Origin of the sequence: Flavobacterium sp. HJJ (assembly GCF_015351475.1) — a bacterium.
In the GTDB taxonomy this organism is placed as follows: Bacteria; Bacteroidota; Bacteroidia; order Flavobacteriales; family Flavobacteriaceae; genus Flavobacterium; species Flavobacterium marginilacus.
On record NZ_JADKPR010000010.1, the window covers coordinates 53,309 to 69,328 of the forward strand.

Below are 16,020 nucleotides of genomic sequence, written 5' to 3' on the forward strand. Positions count from 1 at the left end.
AATTTAAAACCAAATCAACTCCCCAAAACCGCTTTCAATTCATTTTCTATATCCTCAAAAACAGCAGTCAAATTACTGTTTTTACCCGACAACAAAAACACAGCTGTACTTGGCATTTCATCGCTATTCCATATCAACTGCAACTTCTTTTCTTCGATCAAATTTTTAGCATTGATATCCCAAGTAACGGCTACTCCGGTATTTTCACTAAGGATTTCAAGCATCTCATATTCGGATGGAATGATATAATTGGCAACCATTGATGGCCTTTTTTTAGCGAAAACATGTAGCCAAAACAATTTTATATGCGGAATTCCCGCATCATGGCTGTACCATTTTTGCTCGTTCAGCCAGTTTTCAATAGCCGCATAATCTTGATTTTTCTTTTTTGATTCAAAACCAGAAAAATCAAGATTGGCTGAACCGACAATCACTTGCTTAATTTCCCCCACTTTTTTCTGAATCGTATCAAAGGTGTCAAATTGTTTGGTCATTATAGCAAAATCTAATTTTTTAGTATTTACCAAATCAAATAACGCATCGTTGATATGAAAACTAAAATCGATAAAATCAAATTTTGAGACCAATGCACTCCCGATACTGCTCATCAAATGTCTTGAAATTCCAACCGAAATTAACCTATTGGAATTAAACGCTTTAGCCCTAAAACCATTCTCTACATTTTCCAAACGGTCCAATGCATCGATAATTAAATTATTGAGTAACTTAGCGTATTCCGTTGGTTCAACCCCTTTGGACTTTCGATTAAAAAGCTTGTAGCCTACATGTGCCTCCAACATAACTATCTGCTGACTTACAGCGGGCTGGCTGATAAATAATTCTTTGGCTGCCAAAGAAAAGTTTCCGTTTTTATACACTGATTTAAATGTTCGATACCATTCTAGATTAACCATGATATAAATAAATTTATCACAAACATAATTTAAATTATTTTTACTGATACCATATTCGCCATAAATTTGCTCATCGATAATTATTAAACACATCAAATTATGAAAAAAATAAGTCTATTAACAATCGTATTATTAATTGCAGGTTCCTTTATGGCAACGGCGCAAAAGCAAAATAACAAAAAGATGAAAAAAGTATTATTCGTAGTTACCAGCCACGATCAATTGGGTAACACAGGAGAGAAAACAGGATTTTGGACCGAAGAATTGGCTGCGCCATATTATGCATTATTGGACAAAGGCGTGATTATTGACATCGCAACTCCAAAGGGAGGACAGCCTCCGATTGACCCAAAAAGTGCTGATCCTTCATCAGCAACAGAAGACACCAAACGATTCGATGCCGATAAAGTTTTATTGGAAAAACTAAAAAACACAAAAAAATTATCCGACGTAAATCAAGCTGATTACGATGCTGTATTTTATCCTGGAGGCCATGGACCGCTTTGGGATTTAGTCGAAGACAAAAAATCTATCGCTTTGATTGAATCTTTTTACACACACAAAAAACCAGTTGCATTTGTATGTCATGCACCTGCCGTTCTAAAAAATGTAAAAGTAAATGGAGAATTTTTAGTAAAAGGAAAAAAAGTTACAGGATTCGCCAACACTGAAGAAGAAGCTGTTGGATTGTCCAAAATTGTTCCTTTCTTGCTAGAGGACGAGTTACAAAAAAATGGCGCAATATATTCCAAAGGAGCTGATTGGGGAGTATATGCAGTAGAAGACGGCTTGCTGATTACAGGACAAAATCCTGCTTCATCCAAACTGGTAGCTGCTAAATTATTAGCACAATTAAATTCTAAAAAATAGTTTCTGAGTCTCTGAGATTCTAAGTTACTAAGATTTAAAAAACTTAGAATCTTAGTAACTTAGTTGCTTAGTAACTTCTTTATTAAAAACATACATCATGCTAAACTTCGAATTATACAATCCTACCAAATTGGTTTTTGGTAAGGGACAAATAGAAAAATTAAACACACTGATTCCGGCCAATGCAAAAATTCTTCTTGCTTACGGAGGAGGTAGTATTTTTACAAATGGTGTTCACGAACAGGTGCGCAAAAGTCTGGAAGGTTACGATATTGTGGAATTTGGCGGAATCGAAGCCAATCCGCATTTTGAGACTTTGATGAAAGCCGTTGCTATTATCAGAGAGCAAAATATTGATTTTATTTTGGCCGTTGGCGGCGGGAGCGTGATTGACGGCGTGAAATTTATCTCGGCTGCCGTTCCTTTTGAAGGAGATCCAATTGATATTCTTAAAAAAAGAATTCTTTTTAAAGAAGGAGCAAATGTCGTTCCATTTGGAACAGTTTTGACTTTGCCGGCAACGGGAAGCGAAATGAACTCGGGCTCGGTGGTAACTATTGCAGCGACTCATGAAAAATTGGATTTTGGCGGTTCTGCTTTATTTCCAAAATTTTCTATCTGTGATCCTACCGTAATTGAATCACTGCCAAAAAAACAATTACAAAACGGAGTTGTAGATGCCTACACTCACGTACTGGAGCAATACCTGACGTATGTACATGAGGGATTTTTACAAGACCGAATTGCTGAAAGTATTTTACAGACTTTAATCCAAATTGGTCCAGATGTAGCAGAAAACCCAACAGATTATGCTTTGGCTTCCAATTTTATGTGGAGCTGTACTATGGCTTTAAACGGATTAATTCAAAAAGGAGTTCCAACCGATTGGGCTACACACATGATTGGACATGAATTAACTGCTCTTTACGGAATTGACCATGCCAGAACACTAGCAATTATAGGTCCTAACCTCTATAAAGTAATGTTTGAAACCAAAAAAGGGAAATTGGCTCAATACGGAAAACGCGTGTTTCAGTTAACAGGAACCGAAGATGAAATTGCTGAACAGGCCATTCAGAAAACGATAGCATTTTTCCAAACTATGGGAATGAAAACCCTGCTTTCTGAAAATGCTGAAAACATTGAAAAAACTGCCGATTTTATTGTTGATCGTTTTGAAAAAAGAGGCTGGAAAGCTTTAGGAGAAAAACAAAATATTACTTTAGAAAAAGTGAAAGAGATTGTATTAGCAAGCTACTAATCAAAACATTACATATATTCATAAAAAAAGGCGCTCATTTAACCACAATGGACGCCTTTTTAAAATACTAAAACAAAACTAACTAACTCAAAATTCATATTCTTACTTAAACATTTTATTTATAATCACTTACAACGTAAGTGCTGTGTAAATATTGCATGAAATCAAAAAAAATATAAATAATTTAATTTTTTGACAAAAGACATTAAAAACCCCTGTAAAATAGACACCTAACAAAAAAATTAATTTGTGTAATTGGTATATTTTTAAGTACTTTTGGTGAAATTTTATAAAATAATGGACGATAATTTAAAATTTGCAGTGATAGGCGGCGGAAGCTGGGCAACTGCTATAGCTAAAATGTTGTGCGTTAATCTTCCCGAGATTTCATGGTATATGCGAAATGAAGCAGCCATCGAACACATTAAAGCCTACAAACACAATCCTAATTATTTAAGCTCTGTAGAGTTTGATAATAAAAAACTCAAACTTACGAACGATATTAATGAAGCTGTTGCTTATGCAGATTACATTATATTTGCAATTCCTTCGGCATTTTTAAATGCTGAATTAGAAAAACTAACAGTTTCTTTAAAAGATAAAATCATTTTTTCTGCTATAAAAGGAATCGTTCCCGAAACCAGTTTAATTGTTGGGGAACATTTTCACTATAAATATGATATTCCATATTACAATATCGGAGTAATTACAGGCCCTTGCCACGCTGAAGAAGTGGCATTGGAAAGACTTTCGTATTTAACCATTGCCTGCGGCGATCCTGAAAAAGCTTCAATAGTTGCCAAAAATTTATCCGGAAATTATATCAAAGCAAAAATATCAGATGATATTATAGGTACTGAATATGCCGCAATGCTGAAAAACATTTATTCTATTGCAGCAGGGATTGCACACGGATTGGGTTATGGCGATAATTTCCAGTCAGTGATTATGAGCAATGCCATTCGGGAGATGAAAAAATTCATCAAAAAAGTGCACAAAATGAAACGTAACATTAATGATTCTGCCTATTTGGGAGATTTATTGGTGACTGGGTATTCTGTTTTTTCCAGAAACCGAATGTTCGGAAACATGATTGGAAAAGGTTATACCGTAAAATCGGCGCAAATGGAAATGAGCATGGTTGCCGAAGGATATTATGCCGTAAAAAGTGCCTATAAACTCAACCAGGGTTACGGTGCGAGCACACCAATTATTGATGCTGTTTATACAATTTTGTACGAAGGAAAAGAAGCCAAAGCTGTGTTTAAAAAACTAACTGAGGAGCTTGATTAGAGTGCAGATTTCAGATAAAATAAAATCATAAAAAAAGGCATTTTCTTAAATTAGAAAATGCCTTTTTTATTCATATTTAAAAACCTGTTAGGTCTGATAATAAACTTTTATTTCACTATCACTCCGTCAACAAACAAGAGCGGTACTTCTTCCACATCAGTTTCATTGATGCTGTTGGCTTTGAAAATAAATTTTTTGTCGTATAAAGTATTTCCAATGAAGTAGGTTACCATAAATTCATTGTTAAGTGCCAATACGCTTTTTTCGACCATTTCGATTTTCACCACCGAAACCGCCGGAACTTCCATAAATGCATGACGTAAAAGAGATGTTTTCTTCATTTCACCATCAATAGTTCCAAAGGCTTTGGAAACAACCATAACGCTGTCAAGCTGAAAGTCGCTGTCATTTATTAAGTAAGCATACCATACTTTTTCCATAAAATCGTCGCTCCATTCCTGAACGGCGGCTAGGAATACGTTTTCTACTTCTGGGATGGTAATGTCTGATTTCATTTTGAGATGATAGATGATAGACTGAAAGATAATAGATGGATAACGTTCTTTCATCTATCCGTCTATTATCTATTTTCTTTTTATATACTTGCTTTGAACTGCTCTAAGAAACGCACGTCGTTTTCATAAAACATGCGGATATCGCCAATTTGATACAACAGCATCGCGATACGCTCAATTCCCATTCCAAAAGCAAATCCGTTGTATTCGGCTGGATTGATACCGCAATTGGTAAGAACGTTAGGATCTACCATTCCGCAGCCCATAATTTCCAGCCAGCCAGTTCCTTTTGTGATACGGTAATCAGTTTCTGTTTTAAGTCCCCAATAAATATCTACCTCGGCACTTGGCTCAGTAAATGGAAAATAGGATGGTCTCAAACGGATTTTCGATTTACCGAACATTTCTTTTGTGAAATACAAAAGTGTCTGTTTCAAGTCGGCAAAAGAAACGTCTTTGTCTATATACAAACCTTCCACTTGGTGAAAAATACAGTGTGAACGTGAAGAAACTGCCTCATTTCGAAAAACTCTACCTGGAGAAATAGTTCTAATTGGCGGTTTATTGTTTTCCATATAACGCACCTGCACCGATGATGTGTGCGTACGCAGCAAAATATCAGGATTGGTCTGTATGAAAAAAGTATCCTGCATATCACGCGCCGGATGGTATTCCGGAAGGTTCAATGCGGTGAAATTGTGCCAGTCATCTTCGATTTCCGGACCTTCGGAAACATTGAATCCAATGTTTGAAAAAACATCGATAATTTGGTTTTTTACCAATGAAATAGGATGACGGGAACCAATTATTGAAGGCTCGGCCGTGCGGGTCAAATCACCATAAAATCCTTTAATTTCTTCCTTGCCTGCTAAGACTTCCTGAATTGTTTTTACCTTGTCTTCGGCAGAAGTTTTAAGTAAATTAATTACCTGTCCGAATTCCTTTTTTTGGTCGTTTGGTACGTTTTTAAATTCAGCAAAAAGATCTTTCAGCAAACCTTTGGTTCCCAAAAATTTTATTCTAAATGCCTCTAGTTCTGCTGGATTTTGAGTAGAGAAAGCCTGAGCTTCACCAATATATTCTTTTATCTTGTCTATCATTGTCATTCCGTAATTGAGAGTGCGAATTTAAGGAAAAGTTAGAAGTTAGAAGTTAGAAATTAGAAGTTTTTCTAATCATCTGTTCCAAAATCTTAAATCGTTAATCGATAAGTTCCTTTTCCAAAAAATAATTGACGATTGCTTCTTTCATCAAAACAGATTGTTCCCCAGCCTTTAGAGCGGGTAATTGTTCTTTTACGATATAATGTGGCCAGCCGTCTTCGTCAAAATAATCAAATTCGTAGAATCCATAAGGCTCCAGTAATCGGCATATGGCAATATGCATCAGATTGAGTTTCTCGTCTTTTTTGAATTCACGATGTAGCTTTCCTAATTCCTGTACTCCTATTAAATAAATTATGGCATCCAAATCCAAATCTTCACCTTGTGAAAACCGATTGGAAAGTATATCGACAAGCCGTTCCCAGCGTTCTTTTAGTTGTGTATCTCTTGACATTTTTTAGAAAATAGAAAATAGAATAAAGACCTTATTCTTGGATTTTTAAAAATTAGATTTCTGCAAAGATAGCAACTGTATCCTGACTTCTCTATTTTCTATTCTCTATTTTCTATTCTCCCCTCCTCATTCACACCAATTCTTTTATCTTTGTGGCTTTAATTTTTAAAATAAAAAAATGAGTTTTTTTGATATTATTGTAGGCGGACTCTTGTGCTATTCGCTGTATAAAGGAATCCGAAACGGACTATTTGTAGAAATGGCTTCGTTCTTTTCGCTTATTCTTGGCATTTACATTGCCATCAAATTTTCGGATATATTGAGGAATATCCTATCAGGCTGGCTGCATTGGAATCCTTACACTATTCAAATCTTTGCTTTTATTCTGACTTTTATTATTGTGGTTGCCGGTATTTATCTGATTGGCAAATTCCTTACTAATATTGCTGATTTCGCTTTTTTGGGCTGGATAAACAGTGTTGGCGGCGGTTTTTTCAGAGTGCTGAAAACCATTTTAATCATGAGTATATTTTTTACTGTTTTCGAAAAAATAAATTACCATAATTTTTTAGCCAAAAAAGAAACTTTGGACAAATCAATTTTCTTTAACCCTGTTCAAAAAATTGCTGGATTTGTTTTCCCTTCTATCGAGAAATGGTACGATAAGGCGAGGAAGTAAGATGACAGTTTACAGCCGGAAGATTTTATACCAAACACAAATGTAAAATAATTTGTTACTTTTATCCTCACCTCAGCACTCTTGGAATGAGAGGGGCAAAGATTGGATTATTTTATATTTTCTTTGATCAATCTTGAAAATAATTTTAAAAACATCTTATGACTAAAATTACCTTCTCGCTTATAGTTTTTTTATTATCTTTTACGATATGTTTTTCTCAAACCAAATTACAACGCTCCAAGATGCAATTGAACAATGGGGCAACAGGGAATTCCACTACAGCTTCCAGTTCAAAAAAATCATCGTCTTACAATAACACTAATGATGATGGTCTGGGGTTTATTGGAGATATAGTGGTAGGCATCGCTTATTACACCGTTGGTTTTGTCATGATAGGAAACTATCGTGGAGAATCTCATTTAAGTAATGAGGTTTCACCTTATCCCTTTTTTAGAGCAAATACCGGTAATTACTATAATCCAGACACAGTACACGTGAATAAAAACTTGGTGCTGCTGGATGTCGAAGATTGTCTAATGATAGAAAACAATAGTATTTATGCTAATCATTTTCGAGCCAAATTATATCCTTCAGCCTATTTTAATATTACAGCAGATTATCATCAATTTCTAGAAGTAGAACCCAATACAAAAAACACAACTAGTCTTTCGGTATTTAATGCTAGTTTTTGGTACGATAGAATCCGAACCAAAAACTTTAATCTGGGTTGGGGAATTGGAGTAAATTATATTTCTAATAACATTAATAAAGCTTGAATTACTTTTGGATTAAACACAGATATCTTTTTTGCCAGAAACATTAATTTATACAGCGGTGCAAAATGGAGTTCTGTAAATTCACAATCTTTAAACAACTTAGAATTGGGGCTGAAATATCATAAAGAAAAATATTTCTTTTCTTTCGGTTATGAAAACTTAAAAATTGGCACACCAAAATACAATTTTGTCACTTTTGGTGGTGGAATTACATTATAGTTACGACAATAAAGACTGGTTCATTTTAACACATTGGATCGTCTTTTACAATATTGAAGGTGAAATAGAAAGACAATTAAACCTAAAAAAAACAGCCTATAGTTTTATACTACAGGCTGTTTTTTTTTATTAAACTGTCAACACACGTGACTGCAAACTGAAATGAAATCTACCATCTGAGAACTATTACTTTACTTCTTTAATCGATTTAGCTTCAATCCAGCCTTCAGTCCCATCAGTCAACTGAATTTTTTTCCAATTTCCCAGTGTTTCTTCAACATATACTTTGGTGCCTTCATGCAGGACAAATGTAACTGAACTTGATTTTTGCGGTTCACTCCTTAGTTCAGTAGATTCAGCAAAAACAATGGCTGGTTTTTCATTGTCGAAATGGCTTTTTTCAAAAAAAGCTGCAGAAAGACTCATTAAAAGCAACAGTAATATTATAAACATTCCCAGGAAAAAAATCCTTTTCAGCAGTACTGTTTGAGAAAAATAATATCCAATAAAAAAAGACAAAAACAAGAATGCAAAAGAGATCGTTATCCAAGCCCAGGTATCAAAAGGATAAATTCCCGTAAAATCACGAAGCAGTTTAGCGAAACCTACTTTTGGCACCACTTTTATTTCATCTATAATCTGTTTTTGAGCAAATTTTATATTGTTTAAAACATTTTTATCAGACGGATTCAAAACCAAAGCTTTTTCATAATTATAAATTGCCGGTGCTGTCTGGTGCAGTTTATAATAGCAGTTTCCTAAATTAAAATACAGCTCAACTGATTCTTTATTTGCCGCCACAACCGATTCATACTCTTTGGCAGCAAGATCGTATTTCCCTTTATTGTATAAATCGTTCCCCCTTTCAAAGCCAGTTTGAGCAAAGAAAATCTGCGAAACAAATAATAATAAGTAAAAAATATTTTTCATTTTATTTTATTTTTAGTTTCTAAGAAGCTTAGTTTCTTAGAATCTTAAATTCTTAGCCTCTTTATTTAGTAACTTATATTTGTTTTTCTAATTCAGAAATGATAGCTATTGCTTTATCAAAATCGTGCTGTATTGCAGCACTTGATGACGGTGCATATCTTGCAATCTCGCAATTCTCAGTCAGGGAGATAAAATCGCTTACCGCCTGAGGATTTGCTTTTCTGGACAATAATAATTCCTGAATATTATCTTTACTCATTTCAGAGGTTTCGATATGTAATTTCGCTTTCAGGAAATTATGCATTGCTTTTTCCAGAGCAATATAAAAAAGCTCTTTGTTATTAATTTGTTTTTTGGCTTCTGATAAATATTTTTTAGCCAATCTATTGTTCATTTTAATTCTGTTACCAAAAACATCGCTGTCGATTGCCTCTTTTTTCTTTTTGAACAATACAATTATCGGAAGCAGTAAGAATGGCAAAAATAATAAAGCATAGAATTTATTAGATTGGAAAAAAATTGCTTCTTTACTAGATGTAAGCGTTGTTCTTAAATCAATATATCTAAATTGCTCAGCTGGTTCAATTTTATTTTTGCCTGCACTTGCAGTGTTATGTGTTTCTGCCGTTTGCGAAGGCCCGTCCAAAACACTAATCTTTATCTCAGAAGAACTGATTGTTTTGTAAGTACCAGTACCTAAATCGAAATACGAAAAATGCATTGGTTTAATAACATAATCCCCTTTGTATTGTGGCACTATAGTGTAAGAATCGGATATTTGACCATTCATTCCTGATAATGGCGTATTTACTTTTTCAGTGTGAACTGCATCATACATTTCTAATGCATTTGGAACTTCTGGTTTTGGCAAAGTAAATAATTTTAAATTCCCTGTACCAGTAACACTCAAAACAAGATCTAAGCTTTCTCCATTTTTTAAAGTAGTTTTAGAAGGAATGGCTTTGAAATCAAATTTACCTACAGCACCAGTAAAATCAACTGGTTTTCCTGCTTCTGGCAATGCTCTTACATTGATAGTTTTGGCTCCAGCCGATACTCGTTTATTTCCATCGATGACTTCAACTTGGCCAAACATATTTCTGCGATTGGTAGGCAGTTTAACATCGACATCCATTGCCAGAGGTTCAATTGTTAACTTTCCAGATTTTTGCGGATACAGGATTACTTTCTTTAATACAACGTAACGATACTTCTCTCCCTTAAACATTCCTTCTTCGGCAACCAGTTGTTTAATTTCAATGTTTTGGCTCCAAAAATCATTGTATTTGGGTTTGCTAAGTTCTTTCCAATTATCAATCCCAATGTTATAACTGAAATACAATTTATACACTACAGTAATCGGCTGATTGATGTATGGATTTGTATTGGTAATATCAGCAACTAAATAAAGATTATTGTCTGCAGAAATTTGAGAATCATTTGGATCTCTTGGCTGTTCTGTCGCTGCAGTTACATTTATTTTTATTGGCTGCGTTTTGTAAATCTGACCGTTAAATTCGATCACTGCCGGCCTGATTGTCAAAATACCTTTTTGAGCAGGTAACAAATAATATGAGTAACTTTTCTCGAAAGATGTTTTTCCATTGATCCAAGACTGGCTCACCTGCTGGCTTGGTCCGGCAATAATTCTAAAACCTTCGAATGAAGGCTGCACAAAATTATCGCCATCAATATTCATTACAAAATCGATACGAAGCCTCTCGTTGAGCCCCAGCGTCGTTTTGCTTACTCTTGCCTCAAATTGAACCTGAGCCAAAAGTCCTTGAAAACATAATAGGAATAAAATTAAATATCTTTTCATTACTTTTTTAATCGTTTAACTATTTAACGGTTTAATCGTTTAAATGCCCCAATAAACAAATAAACGATTAAACGAATCAACTTAAATTTTACCAGTCTTTCTCTGTTTTTACAGGTGCTCCTTTTACCTTATTAGCATTTACTTTATCCTGAATTTTCTTTTCTTCGTTGTTTACGGCATCCAAAAGATTTTCCATCCGCTGTTTTGGAATCCCGCCAGGTTTTGGTTTTGGCTGCCCTTGGTCATCTTTAGGCTTGCCGTTATCCTTTTTATCTTTATCTCCGTCTTTCTTATCGTCCTTTTTATCCTGATCTTTCTTGTCCTGATCTTTTTTATCGTCCTTCTTATCTTTGTTTTTATCCTTCTCTTTGTCCTTATCTTTATTCTTGTCTTTATCTTTATTTTTATCGTCTTTTGGAGGAGGATTATCTTTTAGCATTTTCTTGGCCAAGGCATAATTATAACGGGTTTCTTCGTCTTCAGGATTGTTTCTCAAAGCATTTTTATACGCTTCAACCGCTTGAGTATAATTTTTCTCTTTCATGAAAACATTCCCTATATTATGGAAAGCTTTGTGTTTTTGCGATCTAGATTTTAGATTTTTCAACGCATTCGTATAAGCATATTTGGATTCAGAAAACTGATTCTGCCTATAAATTGCATTTCCTAAATTATAAGATGCTACCGTTCTGTTTGGAAATTTAGAGTGTGATATCCTATAATTAGCTTCGGCATCAACAAAATTTTTGGCTGCATATTCCTCATTTGCTTCAGGCATAACTTTGTCTTTCTCTTGGGCATTGGCCACAAAAGTCAGAAGCATTAGCAGTACATATATAATTCTATTTTTCATTATCATTAAATGTTCCTTACAAAGTATTGAATAACGATTAACGCATTAATTCGTCCTGATTCTAATACTCTATTTATTTTCGTTAAATAAATTCAATTTGTTTACCCAGCTGGTTTTTCTTTCTAATAAGAAAACATCCATAAATAAAAGCACAAAACTAATTCCTAAAAACCATTGGAACTGCGATTGAAAATCGGCCATTTGTGTCGCTTCAAATTCGGTTTTTTGAATTTTATCCAATCTTGCTTTTATGTAATCCAGTACCTCATGAGTATTGTTTCCATTTACATATCCGCCATCGGTAATTTTTGCAATGGTGGCTAAACTGTTTGGATTTAATTTGGTAATGACCACTTCGCCGTTATTATCTCTTTGATAACTTTCTACGACTCCATTTCTTTTTAATGGAATAGTTCCGCCTTTCTCGGTACCAACACCAATAGTTACAATTTTCATTCCTAATTTTTTAGCTTCTTCAGCTGCAGCTTCAGCTCCTTCTGAATGATCTTCTCCATCAGAAATCATGATTAGCAATTTGCTGGTTTTGCTTTTATCATCAAAATAAGTCCCTGCCAATTTTATTGCCTCATCAAGCGATGTTCCTTGTGAAGAAACCATTCCAGGTCCCATACTCTGCAAGAACATTTTGGCAACACTGTAATCAGTAGTTATAGGCAGTACTGGAAAAGCACTTCCTGCGTAAGCAACAATCCCGATTCTATCGCTTCCCAATTGATTGATAATCTGCGACACAATCTGTTTGCTTTTTTCCAAACGGCTTGGTGCTACATCCTCACAAAGCATACTTTTGGAAACGTCCATTGCAAAAACAATATCTATTCCTTCTCTCTTTACTGTTTCTACTTTTGTTCCGATTTTTGGATTAACCAAACCAATAATCAAAGAAGCTAATCCCAAAAGTATTACTCCTAATTTTAAAAATGGTTTGAAAACAGAACGCTCCGGGCTTAGTCTTTTAATTATCTCCAAGTCACCAAATTCACGCTGTTTTTTTCTTTTCCAATACAAATTAATCAGAAAAAGTACCGCTGCAATTGGCAGTAGAAAAAGTAAGTATAAATATTTTTGTTCGTCTAATTCCATAATAATTTTTGATTTTGGATTAACGATTTTTGATTGCAGACAGCAATAAATCAGAAATCACAAATCGTTAATCTTCACTCATCAATCTTTTTTATATAAAACTCCTATAAACTGTATTTCGCAAACCTATTTCTATCAATAATAAAAGCCCTGACAGTAAAGCAAAAAGTCTGAATTTTTCATCATAATCATAGAATTTCAATTCTTCGATTTCAGTAGTTTCAAGCTTATTGATTTCGTTATATATTTCAGCTAACTTATCATTGCTGGTTGCTCTAAAATATTTACCGCCTGTTTTCTTAGCAATATTTTTCATTAACTGCTCATCGATTTCTACTTTCATCATTTGGAAAAGAAGCTGTCCGTTTGGACCGATTGCATAAGGTGATTCAGCCATTCCATTGGTACCAATACCAATAGTATATACTTTTATACCGTACTGCTGTGCAATATCCGAAGCTGTTTCGGGTTCAATAAATCCCGCATTGTTAACTCCGTCTGTCAATAAAATAACCACTTTACTTTTGGCTTTGCTGTCTTTAAGACGATTTACGGCTGTAGCCAATCCCATCCCGATACCTGTACCGTCCTGAAGGACATTATCATATTTAATACTTTGAATTGCCTGCTGAATAACCGCTTTATCACTTGTTACCGGCGATTTTGTATAGGCTTCAGAAGCATAAACTACCAATCCGATTCTGTCATTAGGTCTTTCATCAACAAAAACCGAAGCAACTCTTTTCAGCGCTTCCATTCTGTTTGGCTTAAAATCTTTGGCAAGCATACTTCCTGATACGTCAACAGCCACAACAATATCAATTCCTTTTGTGGTTTTGGTCCTATTACTAATGTCAACCGTTCTTGGTCTGGCCAGTGCAACAATTAATAATGACAATGCCAATATTCTTAAAATATCCAGCCCTGGTTTTAATTTCGCTAATAAAGATTCTGATCCATTGAATCCTTGAAGCGAACTCATTTTCAAGGTCGCTGTCTGCTGGTTTCTTTTCCAAAATAGCCAGGCAATTGCAACTGGCATTAGAAGAAACAACCAAAAAAATTCTGGATTTAAAAAGGTTATTTTTTCCATTAGTTACCTGCTGATTTAAGTTCAACCGAATTCATTATACGATCTGTCAATTCCGTTGCATATTTATCTCCTTCTTCATGAAGAATAAGCAGCTGCTGTAATCCTCCTTCTTGTCCAAAAAGCACTATTTCATAATATATTTTGGAACTTGATTGATTTTCGCCGTCGATTCTAGAAAAAGTTCCGTATCCTTTTTTCCCTGTTATTCCTTTATTTGTCTGAAAATCTTCTTCTTTAACAATCATATTTTGCGCTCCTTGAGTTTCCAATACTTTCAATGAACTTTCAATAGCTTTTGACAAATCCAATGCTCCTTCTTTTTTATATTTCATAGTAGATACCATAATATAAAAATTATCTGACAGACTGCCATATCCAAATGACTGCATTTCTTTAATGAGTGCCATACCGTCTTTTGGCAATGATTTTGTCAAATCTATTCGTTTCAAAACTTTTGGAGTTTCTACAATAACTCCTGGATTTCCATACTCACTTTTAACCCATTCACCTTCCAGCAGTTCTTTGGTTGGATGTCCCAGTATATTGTCTTTTACATAATCAAATCCCTTGGTGGCAATAAAGTAAGCTGTAGTTGCAAAAAGCAAGAAAACAACCGATCCAATTGATATTGCAATACGCTGATTTCTCTTTTTTCTAAGCAAAATTTGAATCTGTTTCTGCTTTTGAGCTTCATTCAAAATAGTATCTTCCTCAATTGGTACCTCAACCGGAATCGCTTCATCCAGTGTCAAAATCGCTTTTTGAATTTTATTTCTATCATCCGTAATTTCAAATTCCAAAGGCATTGACTTAGCAAATTTTACTAAATCGGCTTGTTTTAAAACAGCAAATAAATTTTCTATAGTTTCCTGCGAAAGCTTCATTTTCTTTTTTAAAGAAGCTTTTTTCAATCCTTCAATCAACTCAGAAGTAGTGCTTTCCATTGCCGGAATTTCTATAGCTTCTTCAATATAATTTCTGGCAATATCAGTCAGTTCACTATAGTATTCTTTGACTTCACCATGCTGCCAAAGTTCTTTCTTCTCTAATATATTAAGTAAACTTGTTGCTTTTTCAATCGGCGTTTTATAAACTTCTTCTTCAATTTTCTTCTTCTGGCGGATTTTGGTGTACCAATAAACAAAAGCTCCAATTCCTAAGATTAATATAATTCCCAAAAGATATTTCCACCAGTCACCTATCGAATCTTCGGCTTTTACAATCTCCTTAATGTCATACATTTTTTGTCTTAATGTATCGACCTGCACATTGGCAACCTCAACTTTGAGGGAGTCGCTCAAAAATTCTTTATTATTAATTAAGATTTTAATGCTCGGAATGGTGTAGCGCCCCGAATCAAATTGAGTCAGACCGTATTTTTTAATTAGTTCATAACGGTCGTCTTTTTTGATAGTATCAATTGGATAAGACTGAATTACTTCCAGCGCTCCAATGTTTTTCAGTTTTGGAAAAACAACTTTAGACAAAGTGTCCACAGAAGTTTTTAAAGTCAATTTAAACTCTGCTCCAATTTTATTTTTTGTGGTATCGATACTTGTTTCTACTTTTTTTTGTTGGGCAAAAATAGAAGTTGAAATGAGTAAGAATAATAATAGTTTTTTAAACATTGATTTTGGAAATTTGATTTTTGATTAAAGATTAACGATTCTTGATTTAAGATTTATTCTCTGAACTAAAATTGTTATTCAATCAAAAAAATATATTATTTCAAATTTGTTTTTGCGGTTTTTATACTTGATACGAAAATAGAAATCAATTCATTTACTTCTGTCTTTGCCATCATTAAATTATTTAAATCTGAACTTAACTTTGCTTTTTCAACTATTTTTAAACACACAAACGTTTCTCTTAATTCTTTTAAGCAAATACCCATTTTATGAATAAAATCCTTAGTACTTTCTGCACTTTGGGCTTCACCATAATTTAATGCCGGTGAAGTCCCAGATCTAATTATTTGTCCCCCTAAATGATTTCCTGCGTAACTTGTTTTAAAAGTACTTGCCGAAATTATTATAGCAGCTGCAAAATCTATTAATCTGTTTTCAAGTTCTTGTTTATTCATTACATATATTTAGTTTACCTAATATATCATTTTTCATGATTCAAAAATCTT

The 16,020-nt window shown here is 34.1% G+C and carries 16 protein-coding genes; 5 read left to right on the plus strand and 11 right to left on the minus strand.

Annotated elements, in window-relative coordinates:
• Positions 1-14: 14 nt before the first annotated feature.
• On the minus strand, positions 15-914 hold the full coding sequence (locus IRZ80_RS09755; RefSeq protein WP_194641376.1) for a LysR family transcriptional regulator: 900 nt from the start codon (positions 912-914) through the stop codon (positions 15-17).
• Positions 915-1,013: 99 nt separating this feature from the next.
• Between IRZ80_RS09755 and IRZ80_RS09760 the strand changes: the two genes are divergently transcribed.
• The 3 genes from IRZ80_RS09760 to IRZ80_RS09770 all read left to right on the plus strand — a co-directional run bounded on the left by IRZ80_RS09760 (position 1,014) and on the right by IRZ80_RS09770 (position 4,338).
• Complete coding sequence (locus IRZ80_RS09760) at positions 1,014-1,784, plus strand: type 1 glutamine amidotransferase domain-containing protein (protein WP_194641377.1); 771 nt, start codon at positions 1,014-1,016, stop codon at positions 1,782-1,784.
• A 97-nt stretch (positions 1,785-1,881) separates the two neighbouring features.
• A complete protein-coding gene (locus IRZ80_RS09765; RefSeq protein ID WP_194641378.1) occupies positions 1,882-3,045 on the plus strand; it encodes an iron-containing alcohol dehydrogenase in 1,164 nt (387 codons plus the stop codon).
• Positions 3,046-3,342: 297 nt separating this feature from the next.
• Entirely contained in the window at positions 3,343-4,338 is a 996-nt protein-coding gene (locus IRZ80_RS09770; protein ID WP_194641379.1) for an NAD(P)H-dependent glycerol-3-phosphate dehydrogenase, read from the plus strand.
• 107 nt (positions 4,339-4,445) lie between these two features.
• Here IRZ80_RS09770 and IRZ80_RS09775 read toward each other — a convergent pair whose 3' ends face one another.
• The 3 genes from IRZ80_RS09775 to IRZ80_RS09785 form a co-directional block, all read right to left on the minus strand.
• Positions 4,446-4,853, minus strand: coding sequence for a hypothetical protein (locus tag IRZ80_RS09775; protein ID WP_194641380.1), 408 nt, complete (start codon positions 4,851-4,853; stop codon positions 4,446-4,448).
• Positions 4,854-4,933: 80 nt separating this feature from the next.
• Positions 4,934-5,953: a phenylalanine--tRNA ligase subunit alpha gene (gene pheS, locus IRZ80_RS09780; protein WP_194641381.1), complete on the minus strand. Its 1,020-nt coding sequence runs from the start codon at positions 5,951-5,953 to the stop codon at positions 4,934-4,936.
• A 100-nt stretch (positions 5,954-6,053) separates the two neighbouring features.
• Complete coding sequence (locus IRZ80_RS09785) at positions 6,054-6,410, minus strand: hypothetical protein (protein WP_194641382.1); 357 nt, start codon at positions 6,408-6,410, stop codon at positions 6,054-6,056.
• A gap of 178 nt (positions 6,411-6,588) precedes the next feature.
• Here IRZ80_RS09785 and IRZ80_RS09790 point away from each other — a divergent pair, with 178 nt between their 5' ends.
• Positions 6,589-7,089, plus strand: a complete 501-nt coding sequence (locus IRZ80_RS09790) for a CvpA family protein (RefSeq protein WP_194641383.1) — start codon at positions 6,589-6,591, stop codon at positions 7,087-7,089.
• A 158-nt stretch (positions 7,090-7,247) separates the two neighbouring features.
• Positions 7,248-7,865 (plus strand): hypothetical protein, encoded by a 618-nt coding sequence (locus IRZ80_RS09795; RefSeq protein ID WP_194641384.1) that lies wholly within the window; start codon positions 7,248-7,250, stop codon positions 7,863-7,865.
• 405 nt (positions 7,866-8,270) lie between these two features.
• Here IRZ80_RS09795 and IRZ80_RS09800 read toward each other — a convergent pair whose 3' ends face one another.
• The 7 genes from IRZ80_RS09800 to IRZ80_RS09830 all read right to left on the minus strand — a co-directional run bounded on the left by IRZ80_RS09800 (position 8,271) and on the right by IRZ80_RS09830 (position 15,969).
• Positions 8,271-9,014 (minus strand): tetratricopeptide repeat protein, encoded by a 744-nt coding sequence (locus IRZ80_RS09800; RefSeq protein ID WP_194641385.1) that lies wholly within the window; start codon positions 9,012-9,014, stop codon positions 8,271-8,273.
• 73 nt (positions 9,015-9,087) lie between these two features.
• Positions 9,088-10,836, minus strand: coding sequence for a BatD family protein (locus IRZ80_RS09805; RefSeq protein ID WP_194641386.1), 1,749 nt, complete (start codon positions 10,834-10,836; stop codon positions 9,088-9,090).
• Positions 10,837-10,924: 88 nt separating this feature from the next.
• On the minus strand, positions 10,925-11,689 hold the full coding sequence (locus IRZ80_RS09810; protein ID WP_194641387.1) for a tetratricopeptide repeat protein: 765 nt from the start codon (positions 11,687-11,689) through the stop codon (positions 10,925-10,927).
• A gap of 69 nt (positions 11,690-11,758) precedes the next feature.
• Positions 11,759-12,793, minus strand: a complete 1,035-nt coding sequence (locus tag IRZ80_RS09815; protein WP_194641388.1) for a VWA domain-containing protein — start codon at positions 12,791-12,793, stop codon at positions 11,759-11,761.
• Between the two features lie 91 nt (positions 12,794-12,884).
• Positions 12,885-13,886, minus strand: coding sequence for a vWA domain-containing protein (locus IRZ80_RS09820; RefSeq protein WP_194641389.1), 1,002 nt, complete (start codon positions 13,884-13,886; stop codon positions 12,885-12,887).
• On the minus strand, positions 13,886-15,514 hold the full coding sequence (locus tag IRZ80_RS09825) for a hypothetical protein (protein ID WP_194641390.1): 1,629 nt from the start codon (positions 15,512-15,514) through the stop codon (positions 13,886-13,888). Before IRZ80_RS09825 ends, IRZ80_RS09820 begins: the two co-directional genes overlap by 1 nt.
• Before the next feature lie 95 nt (positions 15,515-15,609).
• Entirely contained in the window at positions 15,610-15,969 is a 360-nt protein-coding gene (locus IRZ80_RS09830) for a four helix bundle protein (RefSeq protein WP_194641391.1), read from the minus strand.
• Positions 15,970-16,020: the final 51 nt, after the last annotated feature.

Coding starts and splice junctions, on each gene's coding strand:
- IRZ80_RS09755 (WP_194641376.1), bottom strand. CDS start 914: ATGGTTAATCTAGAATGGTATCGAACATTTAAATCAGTGTATAAAAAC.
- IRZ80_RS09760 (WP_194641377.1), top strand. CDS start 1,014: ATGAAAAAAATAAGTCTATTAACAATCGTATTATTAATTGCAGGTTCC.
- IRZ80_RS09800 (WP_194641385.1), bottom strand. CDS start 9,014: ATGAAAAATATTTTTTACTTATTATTATTTGTTTCGCAGATTTTCTTT.
- pheS (WP_194641381.1), bottom strand. CDS start 5,953: ATGATAGACAAGATAAAAGAATATATTGGTGAAGCTCAGGCTTTCTCT.
- IRZ80_RS09805 (WP_194641386.1), bottom strand. CDS start 10,836: ATGAAAAGATATTTAATTTTATTCCTATTATGTTTTCAAGGACTTTTG.
- IRZ80_RS09770 (WP_194641379.1), top strand. CDS start 3,343: ATGGACGATAATTTAAAATTTGCAGTGATAGGCGGCGGAAGCTGGGCA.
- IRZ80_RS09775 (WP_194641380.1), bottom strand. CDS start 4,853: ATGAAATCAGACATTACCATCCCAGAAGTAGAAAACGTATTCCTAGCC.
- IRZ80_RS09795 (WP_194641384.1), top strand. CDS start 7,248: ATGACTAAAATTACCTTCTCGCTTATAGTTTTTTTATTATCTTTTACG.
- IRZ80_RS09815 (WP_194641388.1), bottom strand. CDS start 12,793: ATGGAATTAGACGAACAAAAATATTTATACTTACTTTTTCTACTGCCA.
- IRZ80_RS09790 (WP_194641383.1), top strand. CDS start 6,589: ATGAGTTTTTTTGATATTATTGTAGGCGGACTCTTGTGCTATTCGCTG.
- IRZ80_RS09810 (WP_194641387.1), bottom strand. CDS start 11,689: ATGAAAAATAGAATTATATATGTACTGCTAATGCTTCTGACTTTTGTG.
- IRZ80_RS09830 (WP_194641391.1), bottom strand. CDS start 15,969: ATGAATAAACAAGAACTTGAAAACAGATTAATAGATTTTGCAGCTGCT.
- IRZ80_RS09820 (WP_194641389.1), bottom strand. CDS start 13,886: ATGGAAAAAATAACCTTTTTAAATCCAGAATTTTTTTGGTTGTTTCTT.
- IRZ80_RS09825 (WP_194641390.1), bottom strand. CDS start 15,514: ATGTTTAAAAAACTATTATTATTCTTACTCATTTCAACTTCTATTTTT.
- IRZ80_RS09785 (WP_194641382.1), bottom strand. CDS start 6,410: ATGTCAAGAGATACACAACTAAAAGAACGCTGGGAACGGCTTGTCGAT.
- IRZ80_RS09765 (WP_194641378.1), top strand. CDS start 1,882: ATGCTAAACTTCGAATTATACAATCCTACCAAATTGGTTTTTGGTAAG.